The organism is Candidatus Dadabacteria bacterium (assembly GCA_009840385.1).
GTDB classification, from domain to species: Bacteria; Desulfobacterota_D; UBA1144; order Nemesobacterales; family Nemesobacteraceae; genus Nemesobacter; species Nemesobacter australis.
In genome coordinates this window covers 139,345-152,827 of record VXNX01000013.1, presented here as the reverse complement: position 1 = coordinate 152,827, position 13,483 = coordinate 139,345, and the positions used below count along the sequence as shown (strand labels likewise).

Genomic DNA, 13,483 nt, shown 5'->3' with positions numbered 1-13,483 from the left:
TATCCTTAAATAGAGAGGTTTTTGCTCCGAAGTCTGGATTTTCAATACGACGAAACCATTATAAAACAAATCCGGGTTTTGTCCAAGCAAAATTTGGGGAATCCCTTTATTTCCTTAGTCATAGTTGCCACCCCGGGCTTGCAGGGCTTTGCCCGGCTTCGGATTCCATAATTGTTTTCCGCTGTTTTTTTCGGGTAGATTTTCTAGCTTCAAACCCGTGGGGATTTGCACTATGACTTCCGATTTTGAATATACCGGCGGCGAACTTTACGTGGAAAAAGTTCCCGTGAGGCAGATATGCGAGGACTTTGGAACTCCAGTCTATATCTACAGCCACAACTCCATCCGTTCAAGCTTCCTTGAATATAGGGAGGCGTTTTCCGAGATCGACCCTCTGATCTGCTATTCCGTGAAGGCAAACTCGAATATATCAGTACTCAAGATTTTTTCCTCCATGGACTCGGGTTTCGATATAGTCTCGTCCGGGGAACTGCAAAGGGTTGTTGCCGCGGGGGGAGACACCTCGAGAGTGGTGTTCTCGGGAGTCGGAAAGACCGAAGAGGAGATAGCAGCTGCCATTCGCTCCCGGATACTTTTTTTCAACGTGGAATCCGAAGCGGAGCTTGAGAAAATAAACGAGGTAGCCGTTTCCATAGGAAAAAGAGCCCCGGTTGCCATAAGGGTGAATCCTGATATCGATCCCGACACACATCCGTACATATCAACGGGTTTTGAGAAAAGCAAGTTCGGAATCGGAATCGCAAAAGCAGTGGATGTTTATAGAAACGCTTCGCGGATGAGGGGAATCGAGATAAGGGGAATCGACGCCCATATAGGTTCCCAGATATTCGATCTTTCCTCCTTTTCCGAGTCCATATCGAAGCTCGTTTATCTTGCCGATAGGCTGGGGGACGACGGGATTGAAATTTCCTACATAGACATAGGAGGGGGCCTGGCGATAAGCTACGAGAGCGAGGAGAAGCCCCCGGCGAAATCCGAGTACGCGCAGGTGTTCAAAGAACATCTTCGCGATACCAGTTACGGACTGGTTCTTGAGCCCGGAAGATCAATGGTGGGAAATGCGGGAATAATGGCCACTAGGGTGCTTTATGTTAAGGAGGGAACTTCAAAGAAATTCGTAATAGTTGACGCCGCGATGAACGATCTTGTGAGACCCGCGTTTTACGACTCCTTTCACCGCATAGAACCGGTGCACGGGGGAGATTCCGGATCTTCCGAGATAGTGGATATAGTCGGTCCCATATGCGAATCGGGTGATTTTCTGGCAAGAGACAGGAGTTTCCCCGCGGTTTCCGCGGGCGAACTGCTTGCGGTTTTCAGCGCGGGGGCCTACGGTTTCGTGATGTCGTCGAATTATAATACTAGACCCCGGGCGGCGGAAGTTCTTGTAAGCGGCGATAGGTACTGTGAGATAAGGGCGAGAGAAACTCTCGAGGATATGCTGAAAGCTGAGAGCATAGCGGAATTTCTGTAGTATCGGGGCTTCGGTTGTGGAGCCTGGATCGGGGGTTAAGTTGTGAAACAGAATTTTAACGGACTCAGGGTAACGTCTTTTGAAAGTCGCCGTTGCGAGGAGATGAAAAAACTTATCTCTTATCATGGCGGAGTGCCCAGAGTCGCGCCCTCGATGAGAGAAGTTCCCGATCTGAAAAGTCCTTACGTTGACAGATTTGCCGATGATCTTTTCTCGGGCAGCGTTGATATCCTTGTTCTGATGACGGGGGTGGGCACCCGGATTCTCTCCGACATGGTGATTGCGGAGTCGGAGGAAAAGAAATATTTCGATGCCCTGCGTGCGACGACAATTCTTGCAAGAGGCCCGAAACCCGTTGCGGCACTTCGCAAATTCGGGATAAGGCCGGATATCACCGTTCCTGAACCGAACACGTGGAGGGACATTCTCTCCACTTTTGACCGCAGGGACATGTCGCTTGAAAACCTGGTCGTGTACGTTCAGGAATACGGGGTTTCCAACGAGGAGTTTCTCGCTTCCCTTGAAAAAAGAGGGGCGGACGTGAGAAGAATTCCCATTTACAGGTGGGCGTTGCCAGAAGATCTGGGTCCCCTGCAGGATGCTGTAAGGTCTATATCCGAGGGCGCAGAGGATTGTCTTCTGTTCACAAGTTCCCGGCAGGTATCTAACCTTTTTGAAGTCGCGGGGAAGGAGGAGTGCGGAGCCGACTTCATGGAGGGAATAAAAAAGGCGCTTATATGTTCAATCGGGCCGACCACCACGGAGACGCTCAGGGAAAACGGAATATCCGTTGACTATGAGCCCGACAGCCCGAAGATGGGAAATCTGGTGAGAGAGGTGGCCAGAAGGTCAGCGGCGCTTCTCGCCAAGAAAAGAACCGCTTTTCAAAACGGGGTGGATACCCGGAACTGGAACCGCACGCAGATGGTCTGGTCGGGAGACGCCGCCCAGCCACAAAGGAGGGGAACCACGTCTTCGGGGGCGTTTATGAAGGCGTGTCGGCTCGAGAAAGCCGATTATACTCCCATCTGGCTTATGCGCCAAGCGGGCAGGTTTCTTCGGGAATACAGGGAGGTCCGCTCCCGCGTTTCGTTCAAGGAGTTTTGCAAAACTCCTGATATGGCCTCGGAAATTACGCTTATGGTGGTTGATCGCTTCGGCGTGGATGCGGCCATTATCTTCTCGGACATATTGCTCATACTGGAACCTTTGGGGCTTTCCCTTGAGTATTCAAGCGTTGACGGTCCAGTGATAGCTAAGCCTCTTAGGACCCGGAGGCGCATAGAGGCCTTAAGAGACTTTGATTCCGAAAGCATGGATTTTGTCTACGAGGCTCTGCGTATCACGAGAAAGGCGCTTGACCCCGAAGTGTCGCTTATTGGTTTTAGCGGTGCTCCGTTTACCGTGGCTTCCTACGCGGTTGAGGGAAGCGGCTCGAAAAACTACGTCAACACAAAGAAACTCATGTATGGAGACCCTTCCCTGTGGGAAAGGCTGATGGAGATTCTGACTGCGAGTATTTCGGATTATCTCTGTGCCCAGGTGGATTCCGGGGCCGATGCCGTGCAGATTTTCGACAGCTGGGTAGGCTGTCTTTCCCCAGCGGATTATGAGAGATTTGTTTTTCCCCACGTAAAGAAACTCATATCCGCAATCCCCTCTGATGTTCCCGTAATATTGTTTGGAACCGGAACCGGTTCTCTTCTCGAACTCATGGGGCAGACGGGAGCGGGGGTTATCGGTCTTGACTGGAGGGTTGATATTCTTGACGGCTGGCGCAGGGCCGGCAGTTCTCTTGCGGTTCAGGGGAATCTTGATCCGGTTTCGATGCTCTCAACCCCGTCTCACGTCGTAGGGGAGGCAAGGAAGATACTGGACAGAGTGGGAGGGAGGCCTGGGCACATATTTAATCTGGGTCATGGAGTACTGCCGCAGACACCGGTTGATAATGTTCTTAGACTGATTGATGAGGTACACGAGTATTCCGCGCGAGGGTGATGTTTAAAAGGGAATTCCATGCGAAAAAACTTTGATGCCATAATGATGATCGGATACGGAGCTCCCGAGAAAAAAGAGGACATAATGCCTTTTCTCAAAAACGTGGCGAGCGGGAGACCGATACCTGAGGACAGGTTGCGGGAAGTCGCCCACCACTACGAAATTTTCGACGGAAAATCTCCGCTCAACGAGTTTACGTACAAGCAGGCCCGGAAACTTGAGAGGCTTCTTTCAGTGTGGGGGTACGATCTTCCGGTTTACGTCGGGATGAGGAACTGGCATCCGTTCATTAGGGACTCTCTTGAGCGCATGCAGGAGGAGGGAGTGAAAAGTCTTATAGGCCTCATAATGGCCGTTTACCGTTCCGATGCGAGCTGGGAGAGGTACATGAGAGATGTAAGCGATGCCTGCGAAGATCTCAAGATGGAACTTCATGTGGAATATGTTCCGCCGCTTTTTAACCATCCTCTTTTCATAGAGGGCTCCGCGGCCAAGGTAATGGAGCGAATGGGCGATATTCCCGAGAGCAGGCTCGATACCACCATGCTGGTCTTTACGGCTCACAGCATTCCCAAGAGGATGTCGGATTCATCCCCTTATGCTTTACAGTTTGAAACTTCCGCCATGCTGGTGGCGGACAGAGCTAGGCACAAAAAATGGATGGTTGCCTATCAGAGCAGGAGCGGTTCTCCAAACGAGGAGTGGCTTGAACCGGACGTATGCGACGTGATAAGGAATCTTGCTGACCGGGGTTTTACGGATATTGTGATTCAGCCGATAGGGTTTGTATGCGATCATATCGAGGTACTTTTCGATATAGGTGTTGAAGCAAGCGAAGCCGCGCGTGAGTGCGGGGTGAACCTTTACAGGGCTGAGACCGTAAACGATGATGACCGCTACATAAAGGCCTTGGGTGACGGGGTGCTGAGGCTTATCGATTCAGAAAACTCCCAGCAGTAAGTAAGATAGTTTGGTATGAAAGTCGCTATTGTCGGCGCGGGAATCTCGGGTCTCTCCTCGGCCCATTACCTGAGAAAGCTTTGCCGGGAGGGAAGTGTCCCCCTTGAGCTTGTTCTTTTCGAGTCCTCTGAGCGTCCAGGTGGGGTTCTGGATACCGTAAAAAAGGGGGACATGGTTCTTGAACTCGGACCCGATTCCTTTATAACGTCAAAGCCTTGGGCGCTTGATCTTGCAAGGGAACTCGGACTGGGGGATTCGCTCCTTGGGGTGGGATACGGCAAGGGAAAGAATACGTTCGTGTATCAGGAGGAAAGGCTTTCGGCGCTTCCCGAAGGTTTTTTCCTGATGGCTCCCTCAAAGCTTCTTCCCTTTTTGCGTAGCGGACTTTTCAGCGCCGGGGCCAAGCTCAGGGTGCTTCTTGAGCCTCTGGTTCCCCGCGGTGGGGGAGGGGATGAAAGCGTCCGTTCTTTTGTAGAAAGGAGGTTCGGAAGGGAAATCTTCGAGAAGGCCGCGCAGCCTCTTCTGGGCGGGATATACATGGCCGACCCGGATAAGCTCAGCCTCTTGGCCACCATGCCGCAGTTCCTTGAGATGGAGCAGCGAAGCCGAAGCGTTCTTTGGGACCTTCTTCGCAATCCACCGACGTCCCGTGGGGAAAGCGGTGCCAGGTACGGTCTTTTTCTCACTCCGGCGGAAGGTATGTCCATTATCGCCGAAAGACTTTGCGAAAGTGCCGAATTTGCGAGGCAGGATTTTGAGACCCCGGTTCTTTCCCTTAAAAAATCAGAAAAGGGATGGCTTGTCGGCTCTGACCGTGGAGAAGAGGAGTTTGACGCTGTCATCCTGTCTGTCGGGGCCGATGCGGCCGGCCTGCTGCTTTCCGATATCGATCCGCAGCTTGGAGTGAGGCTCTCGGGCGTGCGCTATGTTTCTTCTGTTGTCGCGACTCTTGTTTTTGAGGAAAAGGATTTCCGCGGTCTTCCCGAGGGCTTGGGAATCATAATTCCTTCCAGAGAGGGAATGAACCTCGTTGCTTGTTCGCTTTACAGCAGCAAGTTTCCCGGAAAGTCCGGGAGCGGAAAAGTGGTGATCAGGTGTTTTCTCGGAGGAGAGCTTAACCCCGATGCGGTGCTTTGGGATGAGGAAGAAATAAAATCCGTCTTAAGGGAAGAACTTGCGAGAGTTTTTGGATTCGATAATCATCCGACGGATATTTATATCAGGAGATATAGGATGTCCATGCCGCGCTTTGCGCTGGGGCACAAAGAGGATATCTCGGGCGTTATGCACCGACTTTCGCGTCACTCGGGGCTTGCGCTTTGCGGAGCGGCTTATTTGGGCGTTGGGATTCCCGATTGCGTGCGTTCAGCGGAATTTGCGGCCAGAAAAATTCACGTGGATATGGCACCCTGATATAAAACAAGATACGCCCACCCATATTTAATTGTATGCTTTCGGATCCTATTAGCTTAAGGTGATTGTTGAAGGGATCATGTTTACAAAGACTTTTACTGTGGCAAAATTAAAGGCTTATTACTGCCGATGTAGCTCAGTGGTAGAGCAGCTCACTCGTAATGAGCAGGTCAGGGGTTCGAATCCCCTCGTCGGCTGTATGTAGCTTCAGCTCCACCTCCTCGACTAACTACGTGGTACAGCCAATGGCGAGTCTTTTATCAAAGGAACGTATCGTTAGAGGTCCGGAATTCAACCGCTGGCTGGCTGTGCCTCCGTCTATTGCGATTCACCTGTGCATTGGTTCCGTTTACGCCTGGAGCATATATAATCCCGCGTTAATTGAGGTGCTTGGGGTTGCCACCAGTGCGGCGGACGACTGGACTCTGCGTCAGGTAGTGTGGATATTCAGCGTCGCGATCGCGTTCACCGGGCTTACGGCGGCGTTTGCCGGCAAGTGGGTTGAGAAGGTGGGACCGCGCATGGTCTGTGTGATGGCAGCGTGTTTTTGGGGTGGCGGCTATATGCTCAGCAGTCTCGGCGTTACTTTGCATCAATTGTGGCTGATTTATCTGGGTTACGGCGTAATCGGCGGTATCGGTCTGGGTTTAGGCTATGTTTCTCCGGTCACCAATTTAATTCGCTGGTTTCCGGACCGACGCGGCTTGGCCGCCGGAATGGCGATCATGGGCTTCGGCGGCGGGGCGATGATCGCGGTGCCGCTTAAGGAATTTTTCCTCCAGTACTTTTACAAGGCGCCTCAATACTTGGGGACGGCCGACGCCCTCGATATGATCACTCATTCGGGCCGACGCTTTGTTGAAGTCGGCGGTCAGCTCAAAGAGGTCGTTGTCGCGGGGGCTGCCGAGGCGGCACATGTGCTGGCGCCCGGAACCGAAGCAGCCGGAGTGTATGTGGTTGGCACCGGTTCCGCGGGAGTCGCCCAGACCTTTCTTTTCTTCGGAGCGGTTTATTTTCTTGTGATAATGGTATCGGCCTTTTTATATCGTGTCCCGGTTCCGGGGTATAAGCCGCAGGGATGGGAGCCGCCGATCGGCAAGGATTCCAGCAAGCGAATGATCAGTCAGAAAGATGTGCATATGGATCAGGCGTTAAAAACACCTCAGTTCTACCAAGTGTGGGTTGTACTGTGCCTTAACGTTACAGCCGGCATCGGGATTATCTCTGTCGCCAAGACAATGATGACCGAGATATTCAGTAACGCGCTTCCGGATATTGTTGACGTCACCTTTGCCGCCACTTACGTTTTGATGATCGGCATGTTCAACATGCTAGGGCGTGTTATGTGGGCGAGTGCCTCCGATAAACTAGGGCGACGCAATACGTGTTCGATATTTTGCGCGGCCGGTTTTTTGTTGTATTTGTCCATTCCTGTGGCCGCCCATTACGTTAACCTTAATCCTTCGATTTTCTGGCTGTTAATGTTCTACGCGGCGACGATGATAATTTTTACTTTCTACGGGGGAGTCTTCGCCACCGTTCCGGCATATCTGGCCGACCTGTTTGGTACTCGTTACGTTGGTGGTATCTATGGACGTTTGCTGACCGCTTGGAGCGTCGCCGGCGTGCTCGGTCCCTTGGCGGTCACCTCGCTTAGAGATCGTTCGCTTATGGCCGAAATCAATCGCCTCGCTGAAAAGGTATCGCCAGATGAATTCGTCAGGACTTTCGGAGCCGGAGTTAGCGACCTAGAGATACTCGTGCAAAATAAAACCGTAACGCTTGCGAAACTTATGGATATCGCGCCTGAAGGGACAGTAGACCCGACGGCTTCCTTGTACAACTCGACGATGTATGTGATGGCGGCGTTATTAATAATCGCGTTGATAAGCAATCTCCTGATAAAACCGGTTCACGAAAAACATCACATAAAGGACTGATGTTGGTTGGCCTTTCTTCCGACTTCCGTCCCGTCGGTTTCGCAGAGAAACTGCTCGCGCTGGAACCGAACGTAGCGTACGGCGTCAGCGGAAAATTTTTGAAAAGTATTCCCTGAATTCGCTGCTGCTAAGGTTGGTCTGTTTTGAGAGTTTTTTAAGGGTTGCGGGCGTTTCGATATCGTTGCGATTTAACTTGATCATGTATTTCTGCGAAACCTCGTAGGCTTCTGTGTTCTTGTCCATATATCTTACTTTAATGCTGTTTGTTTTCTTATCTATTAGTTCTTGAAACGGGGTCGCTTGTATTTTTCCCGTTCTTACGTATACAAGAGCCCCATCTGCCTCTCCGCCGAGCAGGTACTTTACGGCACAGTAGCCGAGCTTTCGCGTATAATCGACGTCAAACGGAATCGGATTGGCCGAGCGGAGTTCGTAGCCCAACCTTTTATGCACTAGCTCCGCTTCGACTCCTTTTTCGGAGAGTTTTTCGCTAAGAGTGCTTTTCAGAAGCTGACCGAAGTTAACGTCAACGTATCTTATTCTTCCCATGCCGTCTTTGTCCATAAGTCCCAGGTCAACGGGATCTATCTTGTCAAGCATCCCTTCGGCGAGTATCGCCACTCCGTACTCCCTCCCCATGCTCATTCTTTTTATTATGGAACCCTCGAGGATGGCTATGACTTTCTCAAGCGGCACTCTTTCCTCTTCGAAATCCTCTGGGATTATCGTTATTGTGGCTCCAGCTGACTGCCCGATTCCAAGAGCAAGGTGGCCAGTTCTTCTCCCCATGGTTATAACCAGAAACCACCTGCCCGTAGTTCTCGCCTCTTCCATTATATTATTCATTATCTTCGCTCCCACATCCCTTGCGGTCTCGAATCCGAAGGTTGATATGTAGTCGGGAAGGGCGATATTGTTGTCTATAGTCTTAGGCAGATGCGCTATTTTTAATCTTCCCCCGAAGCGCTCGTGAAGCGTTTTTGCGAGAAACATTGTTCCGTCGCCGCCTATGGTTATCAGGTTTCCTATGCCGAGTTCTTCGATCGAGGAAACCGTGTTTTTAAAGGTTTCCTCAGTAGCAAGGGGACTTTGTCTTGATACTCCGATAATCGAGCCGCCGGTTGTATGAATCCTCGAAGTGTTGTGGATATCAAGATCTAGAACTTTCGAGGTGTCTCCCCTAGAAATCCACTTGAACCCGTCGAGAATCCCTATTACTTTCTTCCCTCTGTTTCTGGCCTCGATCGTGGCTGAGCTGATAACGCCGTTTATCCCAGGAGCAGGTCCTCCCGCCGCAATTATTCCCACATTGTCCATTTTTCTATTCGCCATCTTTTCTGTACCACCCGGTTCCGTAGCCAGCTTTGTATTTTTTGCTGCGATATCCCCTCGTGTATAGGAAACCGCTTCCGGCAATGGCTCCACAGGCAAATCCCCCCAAATGCGCCCATAAACCCTCGGTTCCTGCGTCACCAATATAGCCGATTCCCGTCAGAAACTGAACGGCAAACCAGAAAATTATGAACAGGTAGGCACTTATGCGTACGAAGTGGACAAAAACCAGGACTATGAGAAGCGTAAGGATCTTTGATCTGGGGAAAAAAAGCATGTACGCACCCAGAACTCCGGAGATTGCCCCGCTTGCTCCTATTGCGGGGATTGCCGAGTGAGAGTTTAGGATCACCTGAATAAATACAGCCGCGAGCCCGCACACCAGATAGAAAAGCAGGTATCTTGTGTGGCCGAGCAGATCTTCAATTCCGTTTCCGAATATATAGAGAAAAATGAGATTCCCGGCTATGTGCACCCAGTTTTCATGAATGAACATGGAACTGAAATACTTTGCCGTCCTGTCGAAAAATCCGTAGGTGTCCAAAGCCGTTATCTTGCTGGGCACTATACCGTGCGTTTGGTAGAACATCTCAAGTGACTCACCCGTAAGAGAAAGGGTGTACGCGAAAATCGCAATGTTTACGGCAAGAAGCGTGTAATTTACGTAGGGTATGATTTCGGTTTTTATTGTGCTTCTAATCGGTATCATTATCGTGACAATTATACTTGAGAGAGTTTCGGGAGTTAGGGTAAATTGCGAAAACACAGCAAAGACGTTTTGACAAGGATCAGGACGGACATGGAAAAGATATTCCGCGAAGCCACTACCCTTCTGGTAAACGTCGGGGTGTTCGCCCGTCCGTCAAACGGTGACCTTGGGGTTCCCGAGAATTTTTCCGCGTCGGAGCTTCTTGGGGAGTTTCACTCCCTTGGCACCGAGATCGTTTTTTATGGTTCCGGGGGAGGGCATTTTGCTTCGACGAGCGGGTTCGGGGACCTGATCGAAAAAAACGGCCACCGTGTCACCGAAGATCGCGGCTACGTTCGGAACAGGGCGGAAAAAAAAGACTGCGTACTGCTCGGCTCGGAAGTCTCCGACATTGATTTATTCTGTTCCGGGGTTTTTTCCGTCGTACCCATCTCCGCTCCGCTTGACCTCAGAATGGTCTCGAATTACGTATCAAACTTTGACGGAGAAGCGGTTTTCACGGAGCTTGGGAACCTGATCGTAAACTCAAAGAGGGGGGGTTGAGTGTTGAGATGAAGACATCCCGCCGACTTTCCGCACTTATAAAGAATCATGCGCTCGCTCTTGGGTTTGACCTTGTAGGGATAAGTCCGGTCGAGAGCCATTACGGGGAAGCGGACCTGTTTGAGAGGTGGCTCGGGCGGGGTTACGCCGGGGAGATGAGCTATCTTGACAGGGGTCTTTTGAAGAGGAAAGAGGTGGAAAGGGTTCTTCCCGGTGCCAAATCGGTTGTGTCCTGCGCCGTTAACTACAATACGGAAAATCCCCACTCAACCGAGACTTCGGGAGACGGTTGGATATCAAGGTACGCGTGGGGAGATGATTATCACGACGTAATGGGGGAAATGCTCGGCGAGCTTTCCGAATACATAACGGGTCTTTGTCCCGAGAAATCCGGCGTTAAGGCTTATGTGGATACGGGTCCCGTTCTCGAGAAGGTGCACGCCAGCCATTCGGGAATAGGGTGGGTAGGAAAAAACACCTGTCTTATCAATCAGCGGGCCGGTTCTTGGCTTTTTCTCGGCGAGGTGATAACTGATATTGAACTTGACTACGACACGGCGGTTGAGGACCGTTGCGGTACTTGTACCAGATGTATAGATGCCTGCCCCACCGACGCCATAGTGGAACCCTATGTGCTTGATGCCAGGAAATGCATTTCCTACCTCACAATAGAGCTTAAGGGGAAAATACCGCTTGAACTCAGGGAAGGGATGGAAAACAATGTTTTCGGGTGCGACATTTGTCAGGATATCTGTCCGTGGAACCACGATGCCCTTTTCACCCTGAAGGAAAGCTTCAATCCGCGCGAGAAACTGCTCAGCCCTGATTTCAAATGGCTTATGGAACTTGACGGGGACGGATTCCGGGAAGTTTTCAGGAAAAGTCCCGTAAAAAGGGCCAAGCGCAGGGGTTTTATGAGAAATGTACTTGTGGCTGTTGGAAATTCGGGAAATAAGGAGTATATAAAATACGTAATAGGCTTTCTCGGTGATGATGAGCCGATCATAAGGGCTCATGCGGTCTGGGCGCTTTGGAAGCTCAAGGGCGAGGGATGTCTGGTTGAACTTGAGCGCCTGCTTGAGACCGAAACCGACGAAGAGGTTCTAGAAGAAGTTCATTATGCTATTGATTCCGTGCGAAACTGAGGCCTGTTTTCTATGAGTTATGAAAAAGACGAAATAATAAAGGCAAACAGAAAATTTTACGATGCCCGCAACCGCTACGATATCGATCTGATAGAACAGGTCTGGCTTACCGATGGCCGGGCCAAGTGCGTCCATGCGGGCTGGCCGATAATTTTCGGGTGGGAAGCTATAAAAGAGAGCTGGAAAACTATTTTTGAAACGGGCGGATTTGACCGTGTTGATATTTCTGATTTCTTTGTTGAAGTGAAGGGAAATTCGGCTTGGCTTAACTGTGTTGAGAGGGCAACTTACTCGCTAGACAATCGCAGGGTTGTCGTGCTGGCTCAGGCAACCAACATATTTGAGCATGCGGATGGAGAATGGAAGATGGCACTTCACCACGCCTCTTTGATGCCTATTCCGCGGAAGGAGATTGATTACGAGAATCTTCAGTAAGAAGCTTGAGCCTCTCCCCGATTGAGTAAACAAGCTCCTGCGAACCTTCTCCCGTGACCGCGGATATGCTGAGGGTTTCAATGTTCCTTTCTTTAAATCTCTCGGCTGTCTTAACGCTTAACTCCCTGGCTTCAGTGATGTCAATCTTGTTAAGTACCACCAGCTGGGTTTTTTCAGCAAGATTAGCTGAATACTTCCTGAGTTCTGAATTGATCTTGTCAAAATCTTCCACGGGGTCTCTCCCCGATATGGGGTCAAGATCCAGCATGTGAACCAGAAGGCGGGTTCTCTCGACATGCTTTAGAAACTGAAGACCCAGTCCTTGGCCCTTGTGAGCTCCCTCGATGATCCCGGGGATATCCGCGATTACGAAAGACTGATAGTCACCGTAGCCTACGACCCCGAGATTGGGGACGAGTGTGGTAAACGGATAACCTGAGATTTTAGGTCTCGCGGCCGAGATTTTCGATATAAGGGTTGATTTCCCCGCGTTTGGGAATCCCAGTATGCCGACGTCGGCCAGTATCTTAAGTTCGAGCTTCACTTCCCGGCGCAGTCCTTCCCGACCGCTCTCCGCTTCTCTGGGCGCCCGGTTAGTCGGTGAGACGAACCTTGAGTTCCCTCTTCCTCCCCTTCCTCCCTGCACTATTGTAAAACGCTGGCCGTCTTTGGTAAGGTCGGCGAGCGTCTCTCCGTCTTCGCAGGATGTCACTATGGTTCCCGTGGGGACCGGAATAATGAGGTCAGAACCCGATTTTCCGTGCTGGTCCTTCCCCCTTCCGGGCTCCCCGTTTTGGGCTTTGTATTCCTTTTTGTACCTGTAGTCAAGAAGAGAGGACATATTCGCGTCCGCGACCACTACTATGTCTCCCCCCTTGCCTCCGTCGCCGCCGTTTGGCCCCCCCTTGGGGACGAACTTCTCTCTTCTGAAACTGACGCATCCGTTGCCGCCGTTACCTGATATGACGGTTATTCTTGCCTCGTCTATGAATTGCATTTTGGTTTGGGCGGGCGGGAATCACTTCACGGGGGCTTCGGAGTTGGAGTTGTCCGGATGGATTTTTGGGAGGCCGTGTCTGGAGAGAAGCCTCAGAGCTGTTTTTGATGCTCCGCCATGTCTTTTTTTACGTTTTCCGTTATACCGTTCCAATATTTCCACCAGTAGGAGTCCGGTTCGTGGTTTGCCTTCTGCTGCTCGGCCCAGATAAGAACCTGCATGTGGTCTCCGTGATAAAGAACCAGTTTCTTCGCAGCGTCTTCAACCTCTTCGTCATTTATCGGAACCTTGTTCAGCTCCTCGTCAAAAGCCGCTTTTATCTCTTTTATGTAAGGCGCCACGGTGCTTGAAATCTCCCTGATTTTCTCAGCCGGAGTCGCCACATCTCCCGGGAAAGATTCCTTTACGTTTTTCATCAGGTCTACGAAGTCAAGAAGATGATCAAGAGATTTCTGCGCTTTTTGCACTTCCTTAAGACATCCCGTGAGTTCTTTCGGGTCTAAAGACATCAATTTG

General features: G+C 50.9%; 12 protein-coding genes and 1 tRNA gene. 9 read left to right on the top strand and 4 right to left on the bottom strand.

Annotated features, from left to right (window positions below; translation table 11 throughout):
- Positions 1 to 232 precede the first annotated feature (232 nt).
- From lysA to F4X55_05140, 6 genes are all read left to right on the top strand, one after another.
- Complete coding sequence (gene lysA / locus F4X55_05165; GenBank protein MYC40383.1) at positions 233 to 1,495, top strand: diaminopimelate decarboxylase; 1,263 nt, start codon at positions 233 to 235, stop codon at positions 1,493 to 1,495.
- Positions 1,496 to 1,537: 42 nt separating this feature from the next.
- Positions 1,538 to 3,493 (top strand): uroporphyrinogen decarboxylase, encoded by a 1,956-nt coding sequence (gene hemE, locus F4X55_05160; protein ID MYC40382.1) that lies wholly within the window; start codon positions 1,538 to 1,540, stop codon positions 3,491 to 3,493.
- Positions 3,494 to 3,511: 18 nt separating this feature from the next.
- Positions 3,512 to 4,453 (top strand): ferrochelatase, encoded by a 942-nt coding sequence (gene hemH, locus F4X55_05155; protein MYC40381.1) that lies wholly within the window; start codon positions 3,512 to 3,514, stop codon positions 4,451 to 4,453.
- A 15-nt stretch (positions 4,454 to 4,468) separates the two neighbouring features.
- The gene (gene hemG, locus F4X55_05150; protein MYC40380.1) at positions 4,469 to 5,866 is read left to right on the top strand and encodes a protoporphyrinogen oxidase; all 1,398 of its coding nucleotides are present in this window, start codon (positions 4,469 to 4,471) and stop codon (positions 5,864 to 5,866) included.
- Positions 5,867 to 5,991: 125 nt separating this feature from the next.
- Positions 5,992 to 6,063: transfer RNA gene (locus F4X55_05145), tRNA-Thr, on the top strand.
- A 48-nt stretch (positions 6,064 to 6,111) separates the two neighbouring features.
- A complete protein-coding gene (locus F4X55_05140; GenBank protein MYC40379.1) occupies positions 6,112 to 7,806 on the top strand; it encodes an OFA family MFS transporter in 1,695 nt (564 codons plus the stop codon).
- Positions 7,807 to 7,890: 84 nt separating this feature from the next.
- On the opposite strand, the gene F4X55_05135 is transcribed toward F4X55_05140, so the two are convergent.
- Together F4X55_05135 and F4X55_05130 are read right to left on the bottom strand one after the other, a co-directional pair.
- Positions 7,891 to 9,138 (bottom strand): 6-phosphofructokinase, encoded by a 1,248-nt coding sequence (locus tag F4X55_05135; protein MYC40378.1) that lies wholly within the window; start codon positions 9,136 to 9,138, stop codon positions 7,891 to 7,893.
- A complete protein-coding gene (locus F4X55_05130; GenBank protein MYC40377.1) occupies positions 9,128 to 9,847 on the bottom strand; it encodes a rhomboid family intramembrane serine protease in 720 nt (239 codons plus the stop codon). The genes F4X55_05135 and F4X55_05130 overlap by 11 nt, the downstream gene beginning before the upstream one ends.
- 45 nt (positions 9,848 to 9,892) lie before the next feature.
- Here F4X55_05130 and F4X55_05125 point away from each other — a divergent pair, with 45 nt between their 5' ends.
- The 3 genes from F4X55_05125 to F4X55_05115 are packed head-to-tail and all read left to right on the top strand — an operon-like array spanning position 9,893 to position 11,970.
- The gene (locus F4X55_05125) at positions 9,893 to 10,390 is read left to right on the top strand and encodes a hypothetical protein (GenBank protein MYC40376.1); all 498 of its coding nucleotides are present in this window, start codon (positions 9,893 to 9,895) and stop codon (positions 10,388 to 10,390) included.
- 8 nt (positions 10,391 to 10,398) lie between these two features.
- Positions 10,399 to 11,535, top strand: a complete 1,137-nt coding sequence (gene queG / locus F4X55_05120; protein MYC40375.1) for a tRNA epoxyqueuosine(34) reductase QueG — start codon at positions 10,399 to 10,401, stop codon at positions 11,533 to 11,535.
- 12 nt (positions 11,536 to 11,547) lie between these two features.
- The gene (locus F4X55_05115) at positions 11,548 to 11,970 is read left to right on the top strand and encodes a nuclear transport factor 2 family protein (protein ID MYC40374.1); all 423 of its coding nucleotides are present in this window, start codon (positions 11,548 to 11,550) and stop codon (positions 11,968 to 11,970) included.
- Here the strand turns inward: F4X55_05115 and obgE are convergent.
- Both obgE and F4X55_05105 read right to left on the bottom strand, forming a co-directional pair.
- Positions 11,930 to 12,967 carry a GTPase ObgE gene (gene obgE, locus F4X55_05110; protein MYC40373.1) on the bottom strand — a complete coding sequence of 346 codons (1,038 nt, stop codon included), beginning with the start codon at positions 12,965 to 12,967 and terminating at the stop codon, positions 11,930 to 11,932. The genes F4X55_05115 and obgE overlap by 41 nt on opposite strands.
- 92 nt (positions 12,968 to 13,059) lie before the next feature.
- Positions 13,060 to 13,476 carry a hypothetical protein gene (locus F4X55_05105; GenBank protein MYC40372.1) on the bottom strand — a complete coding sequence of 139 codons (417 nt, stop codon included), beginning with the start codon at positions 13,474 to 13,476 and terminating at the stop codon, positions 13,060 to 13,062.
- Positions 13,477 to 13,483: the final 7 nt, after the last annotated feature.